At 51.6% G+C, this 13,025-nt stretch carries 13 protein-coding genes; 8 read left to right on the top strand and 5 right to left on the bottom strand.

Annotated elements, in window-relative coordinates:
* Positions 1 to 10 precede the first annotated feature (10 nt).
* The 3 genes from FN037_RS02805 to FN037_RS02795 form a co-directional block, all read right to left on the bottom strand.
* Entirely contained in the window at positions 11 to 1,198 is a 1,188-nt protein-coding gene (locus tag FN037_RS02805; protein WP_138361502.1) for a M20 family metallopeptidase, read from the bottom strand.
* An 11-nt stretch (positions 1,199 to 1,209) separates the two neighbouring features.
* A complete protein-coding gene (locus tag FN037_RS02800) occupies positions 1,210 to 2,370 on the bottom strand; it encodes a MalY/PatB family protein (protein WP_142501497.1) in 1,161 nt (386 codons plus the stop codon).
* A 458-nt stretch (positions 2,371 to 2,828) separates the two neighbouring features.
* Positions 2,829 to 3,395, bottom strand: a complete 567-nt coding sequence (locus FN037_RS02795; protein ID WP_138361500.1) for a hydrolase — start codon at positions 3,393 to 3,395, stop codon at positions 2,829 to 2,831.
* A 267-nt stretch (positions 3,396 to 3,662) separates the two neighbouring features.
* Between FN037_RS02795 and aspS the strand changes: the two genes are divergently transcribed.
* The 6 genes from aspS to ruvB all read left to right on the top strand — a co-directional run bounded on the left by aspS (position 3,663) and on the right by ruvB (position 9,052).
* Positions 3,663 to 5,450 (top strand): aspartate--tRNA ligase, encoded by a 1,788-nt coding sequence (gene aspS, locus FN037_RS02790; RefSeq protein ID WP_138361499.1) that lies wholly within the window; start codon positions 3,663 to 3,665, stop codon positions 5,448 to 5,450.
* Position 5,451: 1 nt separating this feature from the next.
* Positions 5,452 to 5,895, top strand: coding sequence for a dihydroneopterin triphosphate diphosphatase (gene nudB / locus FN037_RS02785; protein ID WP_138361498.1), 444 nt, complete (start codon positions 5,452 to 5,454; stop codon positions 5,893 to 5,895).
* A gap of 28 nt (positions 5,896 to 5,923) precedes the next feature.
* The gene (locus tag FN037_RS02780; protein WP_138361497.1) at positions 5,924 to 6,664 is read left to right on the top strand and encodes a YebC/PmpR family DNA-binding transcriptional regulator; all 741 of its coding nucleotides are present in this window, start codon (positions 5,924 to 5,926) and stop codon (positions 6,662 to 6,664) included.
* A 154-nt stretch (positions 6,665 to 6,818) separates the two neighbouring features.
* The gene (ruvC, locus tag FN037_RS02775; RefSeq protein WP_138361496.1) at positions 6,819 to 7,340 is read left to right on the top strand and encodes a crossover junction endodeoxyribonuclease RuvC; all 522 of its coding nucleotides are present in this window, start codon (positions 6,819 to 6,821) and stop codon (positions 7,338 to 7,340) included.
* Between the two features lie 81 nt (positions 7,341 to 7,421).
* Positions 7,422 to 8,033 carry a Holliday junction branch migration protein RuvA gene (gene ruvA, locus FN037_RS02770; RefSeq protein WP_142501496.1) on the top strand — a complete coding sequence of 204 codons (612 nt, stop codon included), beginning with the start codon at positions 7,422 to 7,424 and terminating at the stop codon, positions 8,031 to 8,033.
* 8 nt (positions 8,034 to 8,041) lie between these two features.
* The gene (ruvB, locus tag FN037_RS02765; protein WP_138361494.1) at positions 8,042 to 9,052 is read left to right on the top strand and encodes a Holliday junction branch migration DNA helicase RuvB; all 1,011 of its coding nucleotides are present in this window, start codon (positions 8,042 to 8,044) and stop codon (positions 9,050 to 9,052) included.
* A gap of 47 nt (positions 9,053 to 9,099) precedes the next feature.
* On the opposite strand, the gene znuB is transcribed toward ruvB, so the two are convergent.
* On the bottom strand, positions 9,100 to 9,885 hold the full coding sequence (znuB, locus tag FN037_RS02760) for a zinc ABC transporter permease subunit ZnuB (RefSeq protein ID WP_142501495.1): 786 nt from the start codon (positions 9,883 to 9,885) through the stop codon (positions 9,100 to 9,102).
* A complete protein-coding gene (gene znuC / locus FN037_RS02755) occupies positions 9,885 to 10,637 on the bottom strand; it encodes a zinc ABC transporter ATP-binding protein ZnuC (protein ID WP_138361492.1) in 753 nt (250 codons plus the stop codon). The genes znuB and znuC overlap by 1 nt, the downstream gene beginning before the upstream one ends.
* Before the next feature lie 78 nt (positions 10,638 to 10,715).
* Between znuC and znuA the strand changes: the two genes are divergently transcribed.
* Both znuA and mepM read left to right on the top strand, forming a co-directional pair.
* A complete protein-coding gene (gene znuA / locus FN037_RS02750) occupies positions 10,716 to 11,660 on the top strand; it encodes a zinc ABC transporter substrate-binding protein ZnuA (RefSeq protein ID WP_142501494.1) in 945 nt (314 codons plus the stop codon).
* A 15-nt stretch (positions 11,661 to 11,675) separates the two neighbouring features.
* A complete protein-coding gene (gene mepM, locus FN037_RS02745) occupies positions 11,676 to 12,998 on the top strand; it encodes a murein DD-endopeptidase MepM (RefSeq protein ID WP_142501493.1) in 1,323 nt (440 codons plus the stop codon).
* Positions 12,999 to 13,025: the final 27 nt, after the last annotated feature.

The following is a 13,025-nucleotide window of genomic DNA, read 5'->3' as shown; positions in this document are numbered from 1 at the left end:
GCTAAGCCTCTTATTGTGTCATCGCTATTTTGCGAATAATGTTAAGGAAAGCTTTCATTGAAAATAGCATTGATTCTTCTTGAATATTAAATCGGGGGTGGTGATGAGGGTAGTCAGAGTTTTCAGCCCGAGTGCCAATAAATAAAAAACAAGCGGGAATACCATGTTTGGTATATTGGGAAAAATCTTCGCCGGCTAAGGTTGGATCGGTACGTTGGCAATGGTTTTGTCCAATACCTTCGATTAACGCTTCTTCAACCATTTGGGTTACTGCAATATTATTAACCAGCGGAGCTGCATTTGGACGACTATCAAAGCTGACAGAAACGGTAGCGCCATGTGCCTGGGCAATTTGTTGACTAAGTTTTTCAATTCCTCGATAGAGTTGCTCCATTGTCTCCATATCTAATGAACGCAATGTACCGCCTAAATTAACTGTTTCGGGGATAGTGTTATATGATGAACTGGCGTCAAATTTAGTCACTGAGATTAGACCGGTTCTAATCGGATTAATTTTACGGGAAACAATGGATTGTAATGCTAAAACTATTTCAGAACCAATGACCACCGGGTCAATGGCTTCTTGTGGTATCGCGCCATGACCCCCTTTACCTTTTATTTCAATTTTAAAAAAGTCGCCAGCGGCCATCATTGGCCCATAGCAAATACCTATTTTCCCCAACTCAAGCGGTGACCATATATGTATGCCAAATAGATAGTCCAGCCCATTTAAAATACCTTTATCAATTAATCTGATTGCACCGGAACCAATTTCTTCAGCAGGTTGAAATATCAGTTTTATCGAACCCTGAATCAGGTGTTTATACCTGGCTAAAATATATGCCACACCGAGTAATGCTGCGGCATGGCCATCATGAGCACAGGCGTGCATTATCCCTTTGTTGACCGAACAGTAATCAACATCATTTTCTTCGTTAACGGGAAGAGCATCAATATCAGCACGTAAAGCAATCGCTTTACCCGGAGCGGAACCTTTTAGTGTAGCAACAACAGCCGTTTCAAGCGGCCTCTCAATCTCAAAACAGTTTAATGCCAATAGTTTTTGGTAAATAAATTCAGCCGTCTTATATTCTTTAAATGAGAGCTCCGGATACTGGTGGAAATGTCTTCGCCACTGAACCACTTCAGGATAGATTTCAGTAACAGAATCATTGATTATCGATATAAAAGCAGGCATGGCGCACTCCTTTAATGGTGATAAGGATTAGTTTGAATAAGTCGCTCAAATGCTTCTTTGAGCAGGGAGAGCGGGGTCGCGATATTGATTCTAAAGAACCCATTCCCGGTGTAGCCAAAGTCACGGCCAAAACTCATCTCAACTTTGGCTAAATTGATAAACCAGTATTTTAACTGTGATTCAGTAATATTCATTTTTTGATAGTTTACCCATAACATATAGGTTCCTTGACTGTCGGTGATATGCCATTCTGGAAAATATTTTTTACACGCGCTTATCATCCAGCTTTTATTATGCTGCAGCTGTTTCTTTACTTCTGTTAACCAGAAGTCGCCTTGAGTATAGGCAGCGATAAAAGCAGGCACGGAAAAATAATTTGGATTGTGAATGCCAGAAGCAATTAAGCAGTTTTTAAATTTATTGCGATGCTTTTCATTAGCAATAACAATATTGGCGACTTCTAATCCTGCCATATTGAATGTTTTTGATGGCGACGTGCAAATAAATGAGTTGTGTTCAACGAACTCACTCACTGATGATATGGTTTGATGTTTTTGTTCAGTAAAGTTAAAATCGGCATGTACATCATCCGAAATAACGAAAACCTGGTATTGTTCGGCAAGTTTCGCTATTTTTCTCAGATCTTGTGTTGACCAGACGGTGCCTGTTGGATTGTGTGGTGATAGCAGAATAAAACACACTGATACGCTGAATTTATTTTCAAGATCGTCAAAGTCAATTAGATAGCGATTGTTTGAGTAAATTAGAGGGCTTTCTAACAATGTTCTTTGATTTGCCGAAACTGAATGGCGAATGGGGTCATAGGCTGGCGATAATAGGGTTATTTTGTCTCCGGCATGCGTATAGTTTTGTATGTAAAGCGATATGGCCTGAATGATTCGGGGGCAAAATAAAATATGATCGGGGTTAACATGCCAGTTATAATGCCGTTTAAACCAGTCTGAGGTGATTTTATTCCAGTCATCACTCAATAACGTATAACCATAAATTTTCTTTTGCGCAAATTGTATAAGTGCTGCAGTGATAAATGCTGGAGTGGCAAAATCCATATCAGCAATCGATAAAGAGATGACATCTCTATCATAGTTATGCCATTTTGCACTATAAGTATCATAACGATGAATGATTTCGCTAAAATTATATTCATGCATTATATAACTCCAGATTATCTGATATGTAATCTGGCCAGGATACTATGTCGCAGAATTGGTCGTTATTCTGGTTTCTTTTAACGTTATTATGAAAATTGGTTTATGTGATATTAATCACAATGAAGGGTATTTAAAAAATATTTATTTAAAAATATTTTTTAAATATTAACGATTAAAATATTTATACCCTAAATTATTCGAGTTGCAGGAAGGCGGCGACGCAGTGAATCCCCGGGAGCGTACCCCAGTACGTGACTGGGGTGAACGAGGAAAGCCAACGCACATGCAACTTGAAGTATGACGGGTATATAACGACTAATTTATTAGAGTTGAATATATGACATGAATAATTGCATGTTGCGGGACAGGAAAAGATCGCTGCTGTTCCCTGAACAGCGCGTGCGCTGTTCAGTATGATTAACCGTTTTGGGATATGTCTCGAATTATTGGTGAAGATATTATAACGCGGCGAGAACGTCCTCGGTGCTGCGCACGCGGGCGATACGCGGGAAAATATATGTCATGCTGCTCTGGTGCTGCTCGGCAGTGGCCGCGCTGCAGGCGTCTTCAACAATGATCAGATTGAAGCCCAGCTCCCAGGCATTGCGCGCCGTAGACTCGACGCCGATATTGGTGGAGATACCGCACAGAATAATGGTGTCGATACCGCGGCGACGAAGCTGTAGCTCAAGATCGGTGCCATAGAAGGCCCCCCACTGGCGTTTTGTCACTTCAATATCGCTTGCCTCTTTTTCCAGCGCGCGCGGGTAGGTCCACCAGTTATCCGGCAGGGCGTGGGCGCCGCTCTGCGCATCAACCGGTTGTTTTAGCGCTTCGGCGAAATCAGCCGACCAGCCGACGCGAACCATTATCACAGGGGTATCTCGCTGGCGGCATTTTTTCGCCAGTGCTGCTGCCCGGGCAACCACCTCATCGGCATGATGTGGGCCGCCGGCGAAAGGTAAAATACCTTCCTGCAGATCGATAACGACCAGCGCGGTGTTTTTTGCATTAAGTTCTAACATGAAATCCCCCTATGTTCGCTTGCTGTCAGGCCGTTACCATACCGTTGTTCCTCCTGTCGGCGGGTAACAAATTTTGTTAACGTTTATGTGTGTGGGCAATAAGCGTACAGCAAAGCAACGTACAGGCTGTGCCGGGCTTATCGTGCGGCATTATTTCCAGTATAATAGCCGCCTTTTTTCATTCAGTTGTGACATCAGCTAAAGCTGCGACCTCGTCGCCTGCAAGGCAGGCAACAATCCGCCTGCGGCTAAGTTAAGGGATATCTCATGCGTACAGAATATTGCGGACAGCTCAGTCTGTCCCACGTAGGGCAGCAAGTGACTCTGTGTGGTTGGGTCAACCGTCGTCGTGATCTTGGTAGCCTTATCTTTATCGATATGCGTGACCGCGAAGGCATCGTGCAGGTGTTTTTCGATCCGGATCGTGCGGATGCATTAAAGCTGGCCTCCGAACTGCGTAATGAGTTCTGCATCCAGGTCACCGGCACCGTGCGTGCGCGTGACGAAAAAAACGTCAATAGCGATATGGCCACCGGCGCTATTGAAGTATTGGCCTCAGACCTGACGATTATTAACCGTGCCGAAGCGCTGCCGCTGGATCCTAATCACGTCAATACTGAAGAAGCGCGTCTGAAATATCGCTACCTGGATCTGCGTCGTCCGGAGATGGCTCAGCGCCTGAAGACGCGCGCCAGAATCACCAGCTTTGTGCGCCGCTTTATGGACGACCACGGCTTCCTCGACATCGAAACGCCGATGCTGACGAAAGCCACGCCGGAAGGCGCGCGCGACTATCTGGTGCCATCACGCGTTCATAAGGGTAAATTCTACGCGCTGCCGCAGTCTCCTCAGTTGTTTAAACAACTGCTGATGATGTCTGGTTTTGACCGTTACTATCAGATTGTAAAATGCTTCCGCGATGAAGACTTGCGTGCGGACCGTCAGCCGGAATTCACCCAGATTGATGTTGAAACCTCCTTTATGACCGCCCCTCAGGTGCGTGAAGTGATGGAAGATCTGGTGCGTAATTTGTGGCTGGAAGTGAAAGGCGTGGATCTGGGAAATTTCCCGATCATGACTTTTGCCGAGGCCGAGCGTCGCTATGGTTCCGACAAACCAGACCTGCGTAACCCGATGGAGCTGGTGGACGTAGCCGATCTGGTGAAAGCGGTGGAATTCGCCGTCTTCGCTGGTCCTGCTAACGACGTCAAAGGCCGCGTTGCTGCGCTGCGCGTTCCCGGTGGCGCCGCTCTGACCCGTAAACAAATTGATGAGTATGGCAAGTTCGTGCAGATCTACGGTGCGAAAGGGCTAGCCTATATTAAAGTGGTTGAGCGTGCGAAAGGCCTCGAAGGTATCAATAGTCCGGTGGCGAAATTCCTTAACGCTGAAATCGTTGCCGCGATCCTTGAGCGCACCGGCGCACAAGATGGCGATATGATTTTCTTCGGCGCGGATAATAAAAAAATCGTTGCTGATGCGCTGGGCGCGCTGCGTCTGAAGCTGGGCAATGATCTGAAACTGACCGATGAAGCAAAATGGGCGCCGCTGTGGGTTATCGACTTCCCGATGTTTGAAGATGATGGCGAAGGTGGCCTGACGGCGATGCACCATCCCTTCACTTCGCCGAAAGATCTAACCGCCGCAGAGCTGAAAGCCTCACCAGAAGAGGCGGTGGCTAATGCTTACGATATGGTTATCAACGGTTATGAAGTCGGCGGTGGTTCCGTGCGTATTCACAATAGCGAGATGCAGCAGGCCGTATTTGGCATTCTGGGTATTAATGAGCAAGAGCAGCGTGAGAAATTTGGTTTCCTGTTGGATGCGCTGAAATACGGTACGCCGCCGCATGCGGGTCTGGCATTTGGTCTTGACCGTTTGACCATGCTGCTGACCGGCACCGATAATATTCGTGATGTCATCGCGTTCCCGAAAACCACCGCCGCGGCCTGTCTGATGACTGAAGCGCCAAGCTTCGCTAACCCGGCGTCGCTGGGCGAGCTGGGTATTCAGGTTGTGGCGAAAGAGGCAAAAGCGTCTCCGGAGAATAAGTAAGATGTCATTCAAGCTTCCCGTTTCCGTGCTGGTGGTGATTTATGCCGAGGATACGAAGCGGGTGCTGATGTTGCAGCGTCGCGATGATCCCGCTTTCTGGCAGTCGGTAACCGGCAGTCTGGAAGCGGGTGAAACCGCATCGCAGGCTGCCGCACGTGAAGTAAAGGAAGAGGTTGCCATTGACGTTGCCTGCGAGCGACTGTCTCTGATCGACTGTCAGCGTACGGTAGAATTCGAGATATTTTCTCATTTACGTCATCGCTATGCGCCGGGCGTTGAGCGCAATACGGAATTCTGGTTCCGCCTTGCGCTTCCCCATGAACGCCAGATTGTCTTTACGGAACATCTGGACTATCGCTGGGTTGATGCCCCGGAAGCCGCCATGTTGACCAAGTCCTGGAGCAACCGGCAGGCGATTGAAGAATTTGTAATTAACGCCGCCTGAAAAGGCGCGCTTTTTTGGAGAGTTTTTTATGGCAGGTCATAGTAAATGGGCCAATACCAAACATCGCAAAGCGGCACAGGATGCCAAGCGCGGTAAGATTTTCACTAAAATTATTCGTGAGCTGGTCACTGCTGCGCGTCTGGGCGGCGGCGACGCGGGTTCCAACCCGCGTCTGCGCGCGGCGATTGATAAAGCGCTGTCCAACAACATGACGCGCGATACGCTGAACCGCGCTATCGCCCGTGGCGTTGGCGGTGATGATGACGCCAACATGGAAACCATCATTTATGAAGGTTACGGTCCAGGCGGTACGGCGGTGATGGTTGAATGCCTGTCTGACAACCGTAACCGTACCGTTGCCGAAGTGCGTCACGCGTTCAGCAAAACCGGCGGCAATCTGGGGACTGATGGTTCCGTTGCCTATCTGTTCAGCAAAAAAGGAGTTATCTCCTTCGAAGCTGGCGATGAAGATGTCATTATGGAAGCGGCGCTGGAAGCGGGTGCAGAAGATATCGTGACCTATGACGACGGTGCAATTGATGTATACACCGCATGGGAAGAGATGGGCGCCGTCCGCGACGCACTGGAGGCCGCAGGCCTGAAAGCGGACGCGGCGGAAGTGTCGATGATCCCGTCGACAAAAGCGGATATGGATGCAGAGACAGCGCCGAAACTGCTGCGCCTGATCGATATGCTGGAAGATTGTGACGACGTGCAGGAAGTTTATCACAACGGTGAGATCTCTGATGAGGTCGCCGCAACCCTGTGATACCCGTAATCTTTCAGCCCACTGCGGTGTTGGCTCTCCTCGCTTACCCCGGTCACGTAGTGAATCTACGCTCCCGGGGATGCGCTGCGTGGCCGCCTGGCTGTGAACTGAAATCTTTAGGGTCTCACGGGTTAGTTATGACCGGAGGCGCGTGATGACCATTATTCTCGGTATTGACCCGGGGTCGCGCGTCACGGGCTACGGCGTTATCCGCCAGGTGGGACGGCAGTTAAGCTATCTGGGCAGCGGCTGTATTCGCACGAAAGTCGATGATTTACCGTCGCGCCTGAAGCTTATCTACGCGGGTGTGACGGAAATTATCACTCAGTTCCGGCCTGACTATTTCGCCATCGAACAAGTGTTTATGGCGAAGAACGCCGATTCTGCACTGAAGCTCGGGCAGGCTCGCGGCGTGGCGATTGTCGCCGCGACCAATCAGGGGCTGCCGGTGTTTGAATACGCGGCCAGGCAGGTGAAGCAGACCGTTGTCGGCATTGGCAGCGCGGAAAAAAGCCAGGTGCAGCATATGGTGCGGAGATTGCTTAAGCTGCCGGCAAACCCGCAGGCGGATGCGGCAGACGCGTTGGCGATTGCCATCACCCACTGCCACGTTAGCCAGAATGCGACGCAGGTCAGCGAAAGCAGCTTGATCCTTGCTCGCGGGCGGCTACGATAACGTCAAATCAGGCTGGATATCTATCCAGCCTTTTTTTATGATACCGCATTAGACTTTCAGTTCTTCATTCAGGAGCTCCATGTGATAGGCAGACTCAGAGGCATTATTCTCGAAAAACAACCCCCGCTGGTTTTACTTGAAACCGGCGGTGTAGGCTATGAAGTTCATATGCCGATGACTTGCTTCTATGAGCTGCCGGATGTGGGCAAAGAAGCGATAATTTTTACCCACTTTATCGTTCGTGAAGATGCTCAACAGCTGTTCGGTTTCAATAACAAACAGGAGAGGACGCTGTTTAAAGAGCTGATTAAGACCAACGGCGTTGGTCCGAAACTGGCGCTGGCGATCCTCTCGGGGATGTCAGCGCAACAATTCGTCAACGCCGTTGAACGGGAAGAACTGGCGGCGCTGGTAAAATTACCGGGGATCGGTAAGAAAACCGCAGAACGCTTGATTGTCGAAATGAAGGATCGTTTTAAAGGGTTACACGGCGATCTGTTCACCTCGGCCGTTGATCTGGTACTGACATCGCCTGCCGGGCCGACAGATGATGATGCGGAACAGGAAGCGGTTGCGGCGCTGGTGGCGCTGGGCTATAAACCACAGGAGGCCAGCCGGATGGTCAGTAAAATTGCGCGCCCGGATGCCAACAGTGAAACGCTAATTCGCGAAGCGCTCCGCGCCGCGTTGTGAGGTAAGGGATGATTGAAGCAGACAGGCTGGTATCGGCGGACAGCACCGGGTATGAAGAGGCGGCTGACCGCGCCATCCGTCCCAAATTGCTGGAAGAGTACGTGGGCCAGCCACACGTTCGTTCGCAAATGGAGATCTTTATCCAGGCGGCGAAGCTGCGTGGCGATGCGCTTGATCATTTGCTGATTTTTGGTCCTCCGGGGCTGGGGAAAACGACGCTGGCGAACATTGTCGCCAATGAAATGGGCGTCAACCTGCGTACCACCTCTGGCCCGGTGCTGGAAAAGGCGGGCGATCTGGCCGCGATGTTAACCAACCTTGAACCGCACGATGTGCTGTTTATCGATGAGATCCACCGCCTTTCACCGGTAGTCGAAGAAGTGCTGTATCCGGCAATGGAAGATTACCAACTGGATATTATGATCGGCGAAGGGCCGGCGGCGCGTTCGATAAAAATCGACCTGCCGCCGTTTACCCTGATTGGCGCCACCACCCGCGCAGGCTCGCTGACATCGCCGCTGCGCGATCGCTTCGGCATTGTGCAGCGCCTTGAATTTTACCAGATCCCTGATCTGCAGCATATTGTCAGCCGCAGCGCCCGTTATATGGGGCTGGAGATGAGCGAAGCGGGGGCGCTGGAAGTTGCGCGCCGCTCGCGAGGGACGCCGCGAATCGCAAACCGTCTGCTACGTAGGGTGCGGGATTTTGCCGAAGTTCGCTATGATGGGCGTATCTCGGAAGATATTGCCGCTCAGGCGCTGGATATGCTCAACGTGGATGCGGAAGGTTTCGATTATATGGATCGTAAACTGCTGTTGGCCGTCATCGATAAATTCTTCGGCGGGCCGGTAGGGCTGGATAACCTCGCGGCAGCAATCGGCGAAGAGCGGGAAACCATTGAAGATGTGCTGGAGCCGTATCTCATCCAGCAGGGTTTTTTGCAGCGCACGCCGCGCGGGCGGATGGCGACGGCGAGAGCCTGGACTCATTTCGGCATCTCGCCACCGGAAATGCCGTAATTGCCTGCCGGGCGATGGCCCGGACAGGGCGTCGTCATGGCAGCCAGTCAGGCTGCCGCTTTCTTGCTCATACTGAGTATAAACAGCAGCGCGGCGCACAGTACCACCGAAGGGCCCGCTGGCGTGTCGTAGAACGCCGAGAAGGTCAGGCCGCCGGTTACCGCAATCATCCCCACGCCACCCGCCACACCCGCCATTTGCTCCGGCGTGCGGGCGAAACGGCGAGCCGTCGCGGCGGGAATAATTAGCAGTGACGTGATAATCAGCGCCCCGACAAATTTCATCGCGACGCCGATTGTCAGCGCAGTGACCAGCATCAATAGCAGTTTCACCCGTTGTAGCTTCACGCCATCAACAAAGGCCAGATCCGGGCTGATAGTCATTGACAGCAAATTGCGCCATTGCCAGAACAGAATTGCCAGCACCGTCACCACGCCAATAGTGATTGAAACCAAATCTGCCGGCGTGACGGCCAGCAGGTCGCCGAACAGATAGGCCATCAGATCGACGCGCACGTTTGACATCAGGCTGACCACCACCAGACCCAGGGACAGGGCGCTATGTGCCATGATGCCGAGCAATGTATCGACCGCCAGATGGGGACGCTTTTCCAGCCATACCAGCCCGCCGGCCAGCAGCAGAGTTACGACGATAACAGCATAAAAAGGATTGACGTTCAGCAGCAAACCAAAAGCGACGCCGAGCAGCGAGGCGTGAGCCAGGGTATCGCCGAAATAGGACATGCGACGCCAGACGACAAACGAACCCAGCGGGCCAGCCGCGCAGGCGAGCATCATCCCGGCTAACCAGCCTGGAAGGAGTAATTCAATCATTAACGGTCATTTCCCCGACGCAATACAATCCGCCCCTGCAGGTCGTGGCGGTGATTATGATGATGGCGATAAATCCCCAGTTGTTCCGCGCCGCGCTGGCCGAACATAGAGATAAATTCCGGATGCATGGAGACCACTTCCGGCGTGCCGGAACAGCAGATATGTTGGTTCAGACACAGCACTTCATCCGTTTTCGCCATGACCAGGTGCAGGTCATGGGAAACCATCAGCACCGCGCAATCCAGTTCCTGGCGTAGCTGATTAATGAGGCCGTACAGCGCCACCTGGCCGTTAACATCAACACCCTGGGTCGGCTCATCGAGCACCAGTAACTGTGGTTGATTGAGCAAAGCGCGCGCCAGCAATACGCGCTGGGTTTCTCCACCGGAAAGCTTTTGCATGGGGGCGTCAATCAGGTGTCCTGCCTGTACGCGTTTCAGCGCGGGCAGAATATCCCGTTTGTGAGTACCGGGACGCAGGCGCATAAAGCGGCTGACGGTCAGCGGCATCGTGGCGTCAAGATGCAGTTTTTGCGGGACATAGCCGATACGCAGGCGCCCCTCGCGTTTGATAATACCTTCGGTTGGTGCTACCAGCCCAAGCACGACCCGTACAAGGGTCGATTTACCGGCGCCATTCGGGCCCAGCAGGGTTAAAATTTTGCCTGGCTTTAGTGTGAGCGAAATGTCAGACAGCACGCGCCTTTGGCCATAGACCACCGCGACGTTTTCCAGTGTTACAAGATTTGTCATATCAAATTAGGGGTTGCACAAGCTAGTGAATGTTATAATATCACATCTTTCATATTCATTACGATGATTAGACGCATTATGTTACATAAAAATACGCTTCTTTGCGCTGGATTTAGCGCCGCTTTTGTATTCGCAACAATGCCGTCGGCAAACGCCGCGGTGGTCGCCTCGCTCAAACCTCTGGGGTTTATCGCTTCAGCTATTACAGATGGGGTAACGGATACCCAGGTTTTGCTGCCTGATGGGGCATCAGCACATGATTATTCACTGCGTCCATCAGATGCAAAACGCTTACAGAACGCAGACTTAGTGGTCTGGATCGGCCCAGAGATGGAAGCCTTTATGGACAAGTCAACGCAAGGCATTGCACCCAATAAAAAAGTGACGATTGCCGAGCTGGGGAGCGTGAAACCGTTACTCATGAAAGGGGACGATGACGACGACGATCATCATGGTCACGATCATGGCGCGGGGGAAAACAGTGACGATGATCACCATCATGGTATCTATAACATGCATTTATGGCTTTCCCCAGAGATAGCGCGGCTTACCGCGGTTGCAATCCACGATAAATTATTGGAACTTATGCCGCAGAGTCGAGACAAACTTAACGCCAACCTGAAGGATTTTGAGGCAAAATTAGCCGCTACCGACAAACAGGTTACTACCGGGCTGGCACCACTGAAAGGGAAGGGATATTTCGTTTTTCATGACGCCTACGGCTACTTTGAAAAGCATTACGGTTTGACCTCATTGGGTCACTTTACTGTCAACCCTGAAATCCAGCCTGGTGCACAGCGTTTACACGAAATCAGAACACAGCTGGTTGAGCAAAAAGCAACTTGCGTTTTTGCTGAGCCACAGTTCAGGCCAGCGGTTATAGAAGCTGTTGCCAGGGGGACATCCGTGCGCATGGGAACCCTGGATCCACTGGGTATCGGAATTAAGCTGGGTAAAGAGAGTTATCCGCAGTTTCTGAGCCAGATGGCGAATCAGTATTCAAGTTGCCTGAAAGGAGATTAACGAGGAAGTGAATACGTGCAACAGATAGCCCGCGCTGTCACTCAGGCATTTAATAATCTGCCACGACCTCACCGCGTTATGCTGGGGTCGCTTAGCGTTCTAACTTTAGCGGTCGCTGTCTGGCGACCCTACATCTACCACCATCCCGATTCGGCCCCCATCAGCAAAACAATTGAACTGGAGCAAAGCGACATTCGTTCTCTGCTGCCGGAAGCCTCTGAGCCTATCGATCAGGCGCTTCAGGAAGAGGAAAGCATCCCGCAGGATGAGCTGGATGATAAAGCGGATACCGATTCCGGCGGTCATGAGTATGTCGTGTCGGCCGGGGATACGCTCAGCAGCATCCTTAATCAATACGGTATTGATATGGGGGATATTGCGCAACTCTCCTCGGTGGATAAAGATCTGCGTAACCTGAAAATAGGTCAACAGCTTTCATGGACTCTGACGGCGGATGGCGATTTGCAAAGTCTGACCTGGGAGATGTCGCGCCGTGAAACCCGGACTTATAACCGGGTTGCCAATGGTTTCAAAATGAGCAGCGAGCTGCAAAAAGGCGATTGGGTCAACAGCGTGCTGAAAGGGACCGTTGGCGGCAGCTTTATCGCCAGCGCGCGCGATGCGGGCCTGACCAGCACTGAAATCAGCGCGGTGATCAAAGCTATGCAGTGGCAAATGGACTTCCGTAAGCTGAAAAAAGGCGATGAGTTTTCCGCACTGTTATCGCGTGAGATGCTGGACGGTAAACGCGAGCAAAGCCAGTTGCTTGGCGTGCGCCTGCGCTCAGGCGGGAAAGACTACTATGCGATCCGCGCTGAGGATGGCAAATTCTATGACCGCAACGGTAACGGCCTGGCGAAGGGTTTTCTGCGCTTCCCCACCGCGCGCCAGTTCCGCGTGTCGTCCAACTTTAACCCGCGTCGGCTGAATCCGGTCACCGGGCGCATTGCCCCGCATCGTGGCGTCGATTTTGCGATGCCGCAGGGGACGCCGGTGCTGTCGGTGGGGGATGGCGAAGTGGTGGTGGCTAAACGTAGCGGTGCGGCAGGTTATTACATTGCCATCCGTCATGGGCGCACCTATACCACCCGCTATATGCACCTGCGTAAACTGCTGGTGAAGCCGGGGCAGAAGGTGAAACGCGGCGATCGCATCGCGCTGTCGGGCAACACGGGGCGTTCTACGGGCCCGCATCTGCATTATGAGGTCTGGGTTAACCAGCAGGCGGTGAATCCGCTGACGGTGAAGCTGCCGCGTACCGAAGGGCTTAGCGGCGCTGAGCGGACCGATTACCTGGCGCAGGTAAAACAAGTGATGCCGCAACTGCGTTTTGACTAATCTCCCGCCAGTTAAGGCCGGTGCCAT

Source organism: Klebsiella sp. 2680, from assembly GCF_900198535.1.
Classification (GTDB): Bacteria; Pseudomonadota; Gammaproteobacteria; order Enterobacterales; family Enterobacteriaceae; genus Klebsiella; species Klebsiella indica.
Note: the sequence above shows the minus strand (reverse complement) of the source record. Positions and strands in the feature narration are given on the sequence as shown.

Coding starts and splice junctions, on each gene's coding strand:
- FN037_RS02805 (WP_138361502.1), bottom strand. CDS start 1,198: ATGCCTGCTTTTATATCGATAATCAATGATTCTGTTACTGAAATCTAT.
- FN037_RS02800 (WP_142501497.1), bottom strand. CDS start 2,370: ATGCATGAATATAATTTTAGCGAAATCATTCATCGTTATGATACTTAT.
- FN037_RS02795 (WP_138361500.1), bottom strand. CDS start 3,395: ATGTTAGAACTTAATGCAAAAAACACCGCGCTGGTCGTTATCGATCTG.
- aspS (WP_138361499.1), top strand. CDS start 3,663: ATGCGTACAGAATATTGCGGACAGCTCAGTCTGTCCCACGTAGGGCAG.
- nudB (WP_138361498.1), top strand. CDS start 5,452: ATGTCATTCAAGCTTCCCGTTTCCGTGCTGGTGGTGATTTATGCCGAG.
- FN037_RS02780 (WP_138361497.1), top strand. CDS start 5,924: ATGGCAGGTCATAGTAAATGGGCCAATACCAAACATCGCAAAGCGGCA.
- ruvC (WP_138361496.1), top strand. CDS start 6,819: ATGACCATTATTCTCGGTATTGACCCGGGGTCGCGCGTCACGGGCTAC.
- ruvB (WP_138361494.1), top strand. CDS start 8,042: ATGATTGAAGCAGACAGGCTGGTATCGGCGGACAGCACCGGGTATGAA.
- znuB (WP_142501495.1), bottom strand. CDS start 9,885: ATGATTGAATTACTCCTTCCAGGCTGGTTAGCCGGGATGATGCTCGCC.
- znuC (WP_138361492.1), bottom strand. CDS start 10,637: ATGACAAATCTTGTAACACTGGAAAACGTCGCGGTGGTCTATGGCCAA.
- znuA (WP_142501494.1), top strand. CDS start 10,716: ATGTTACATAAAAATACGCTTCTTTGCGCTGGATTTAGCGCCGCTTTT.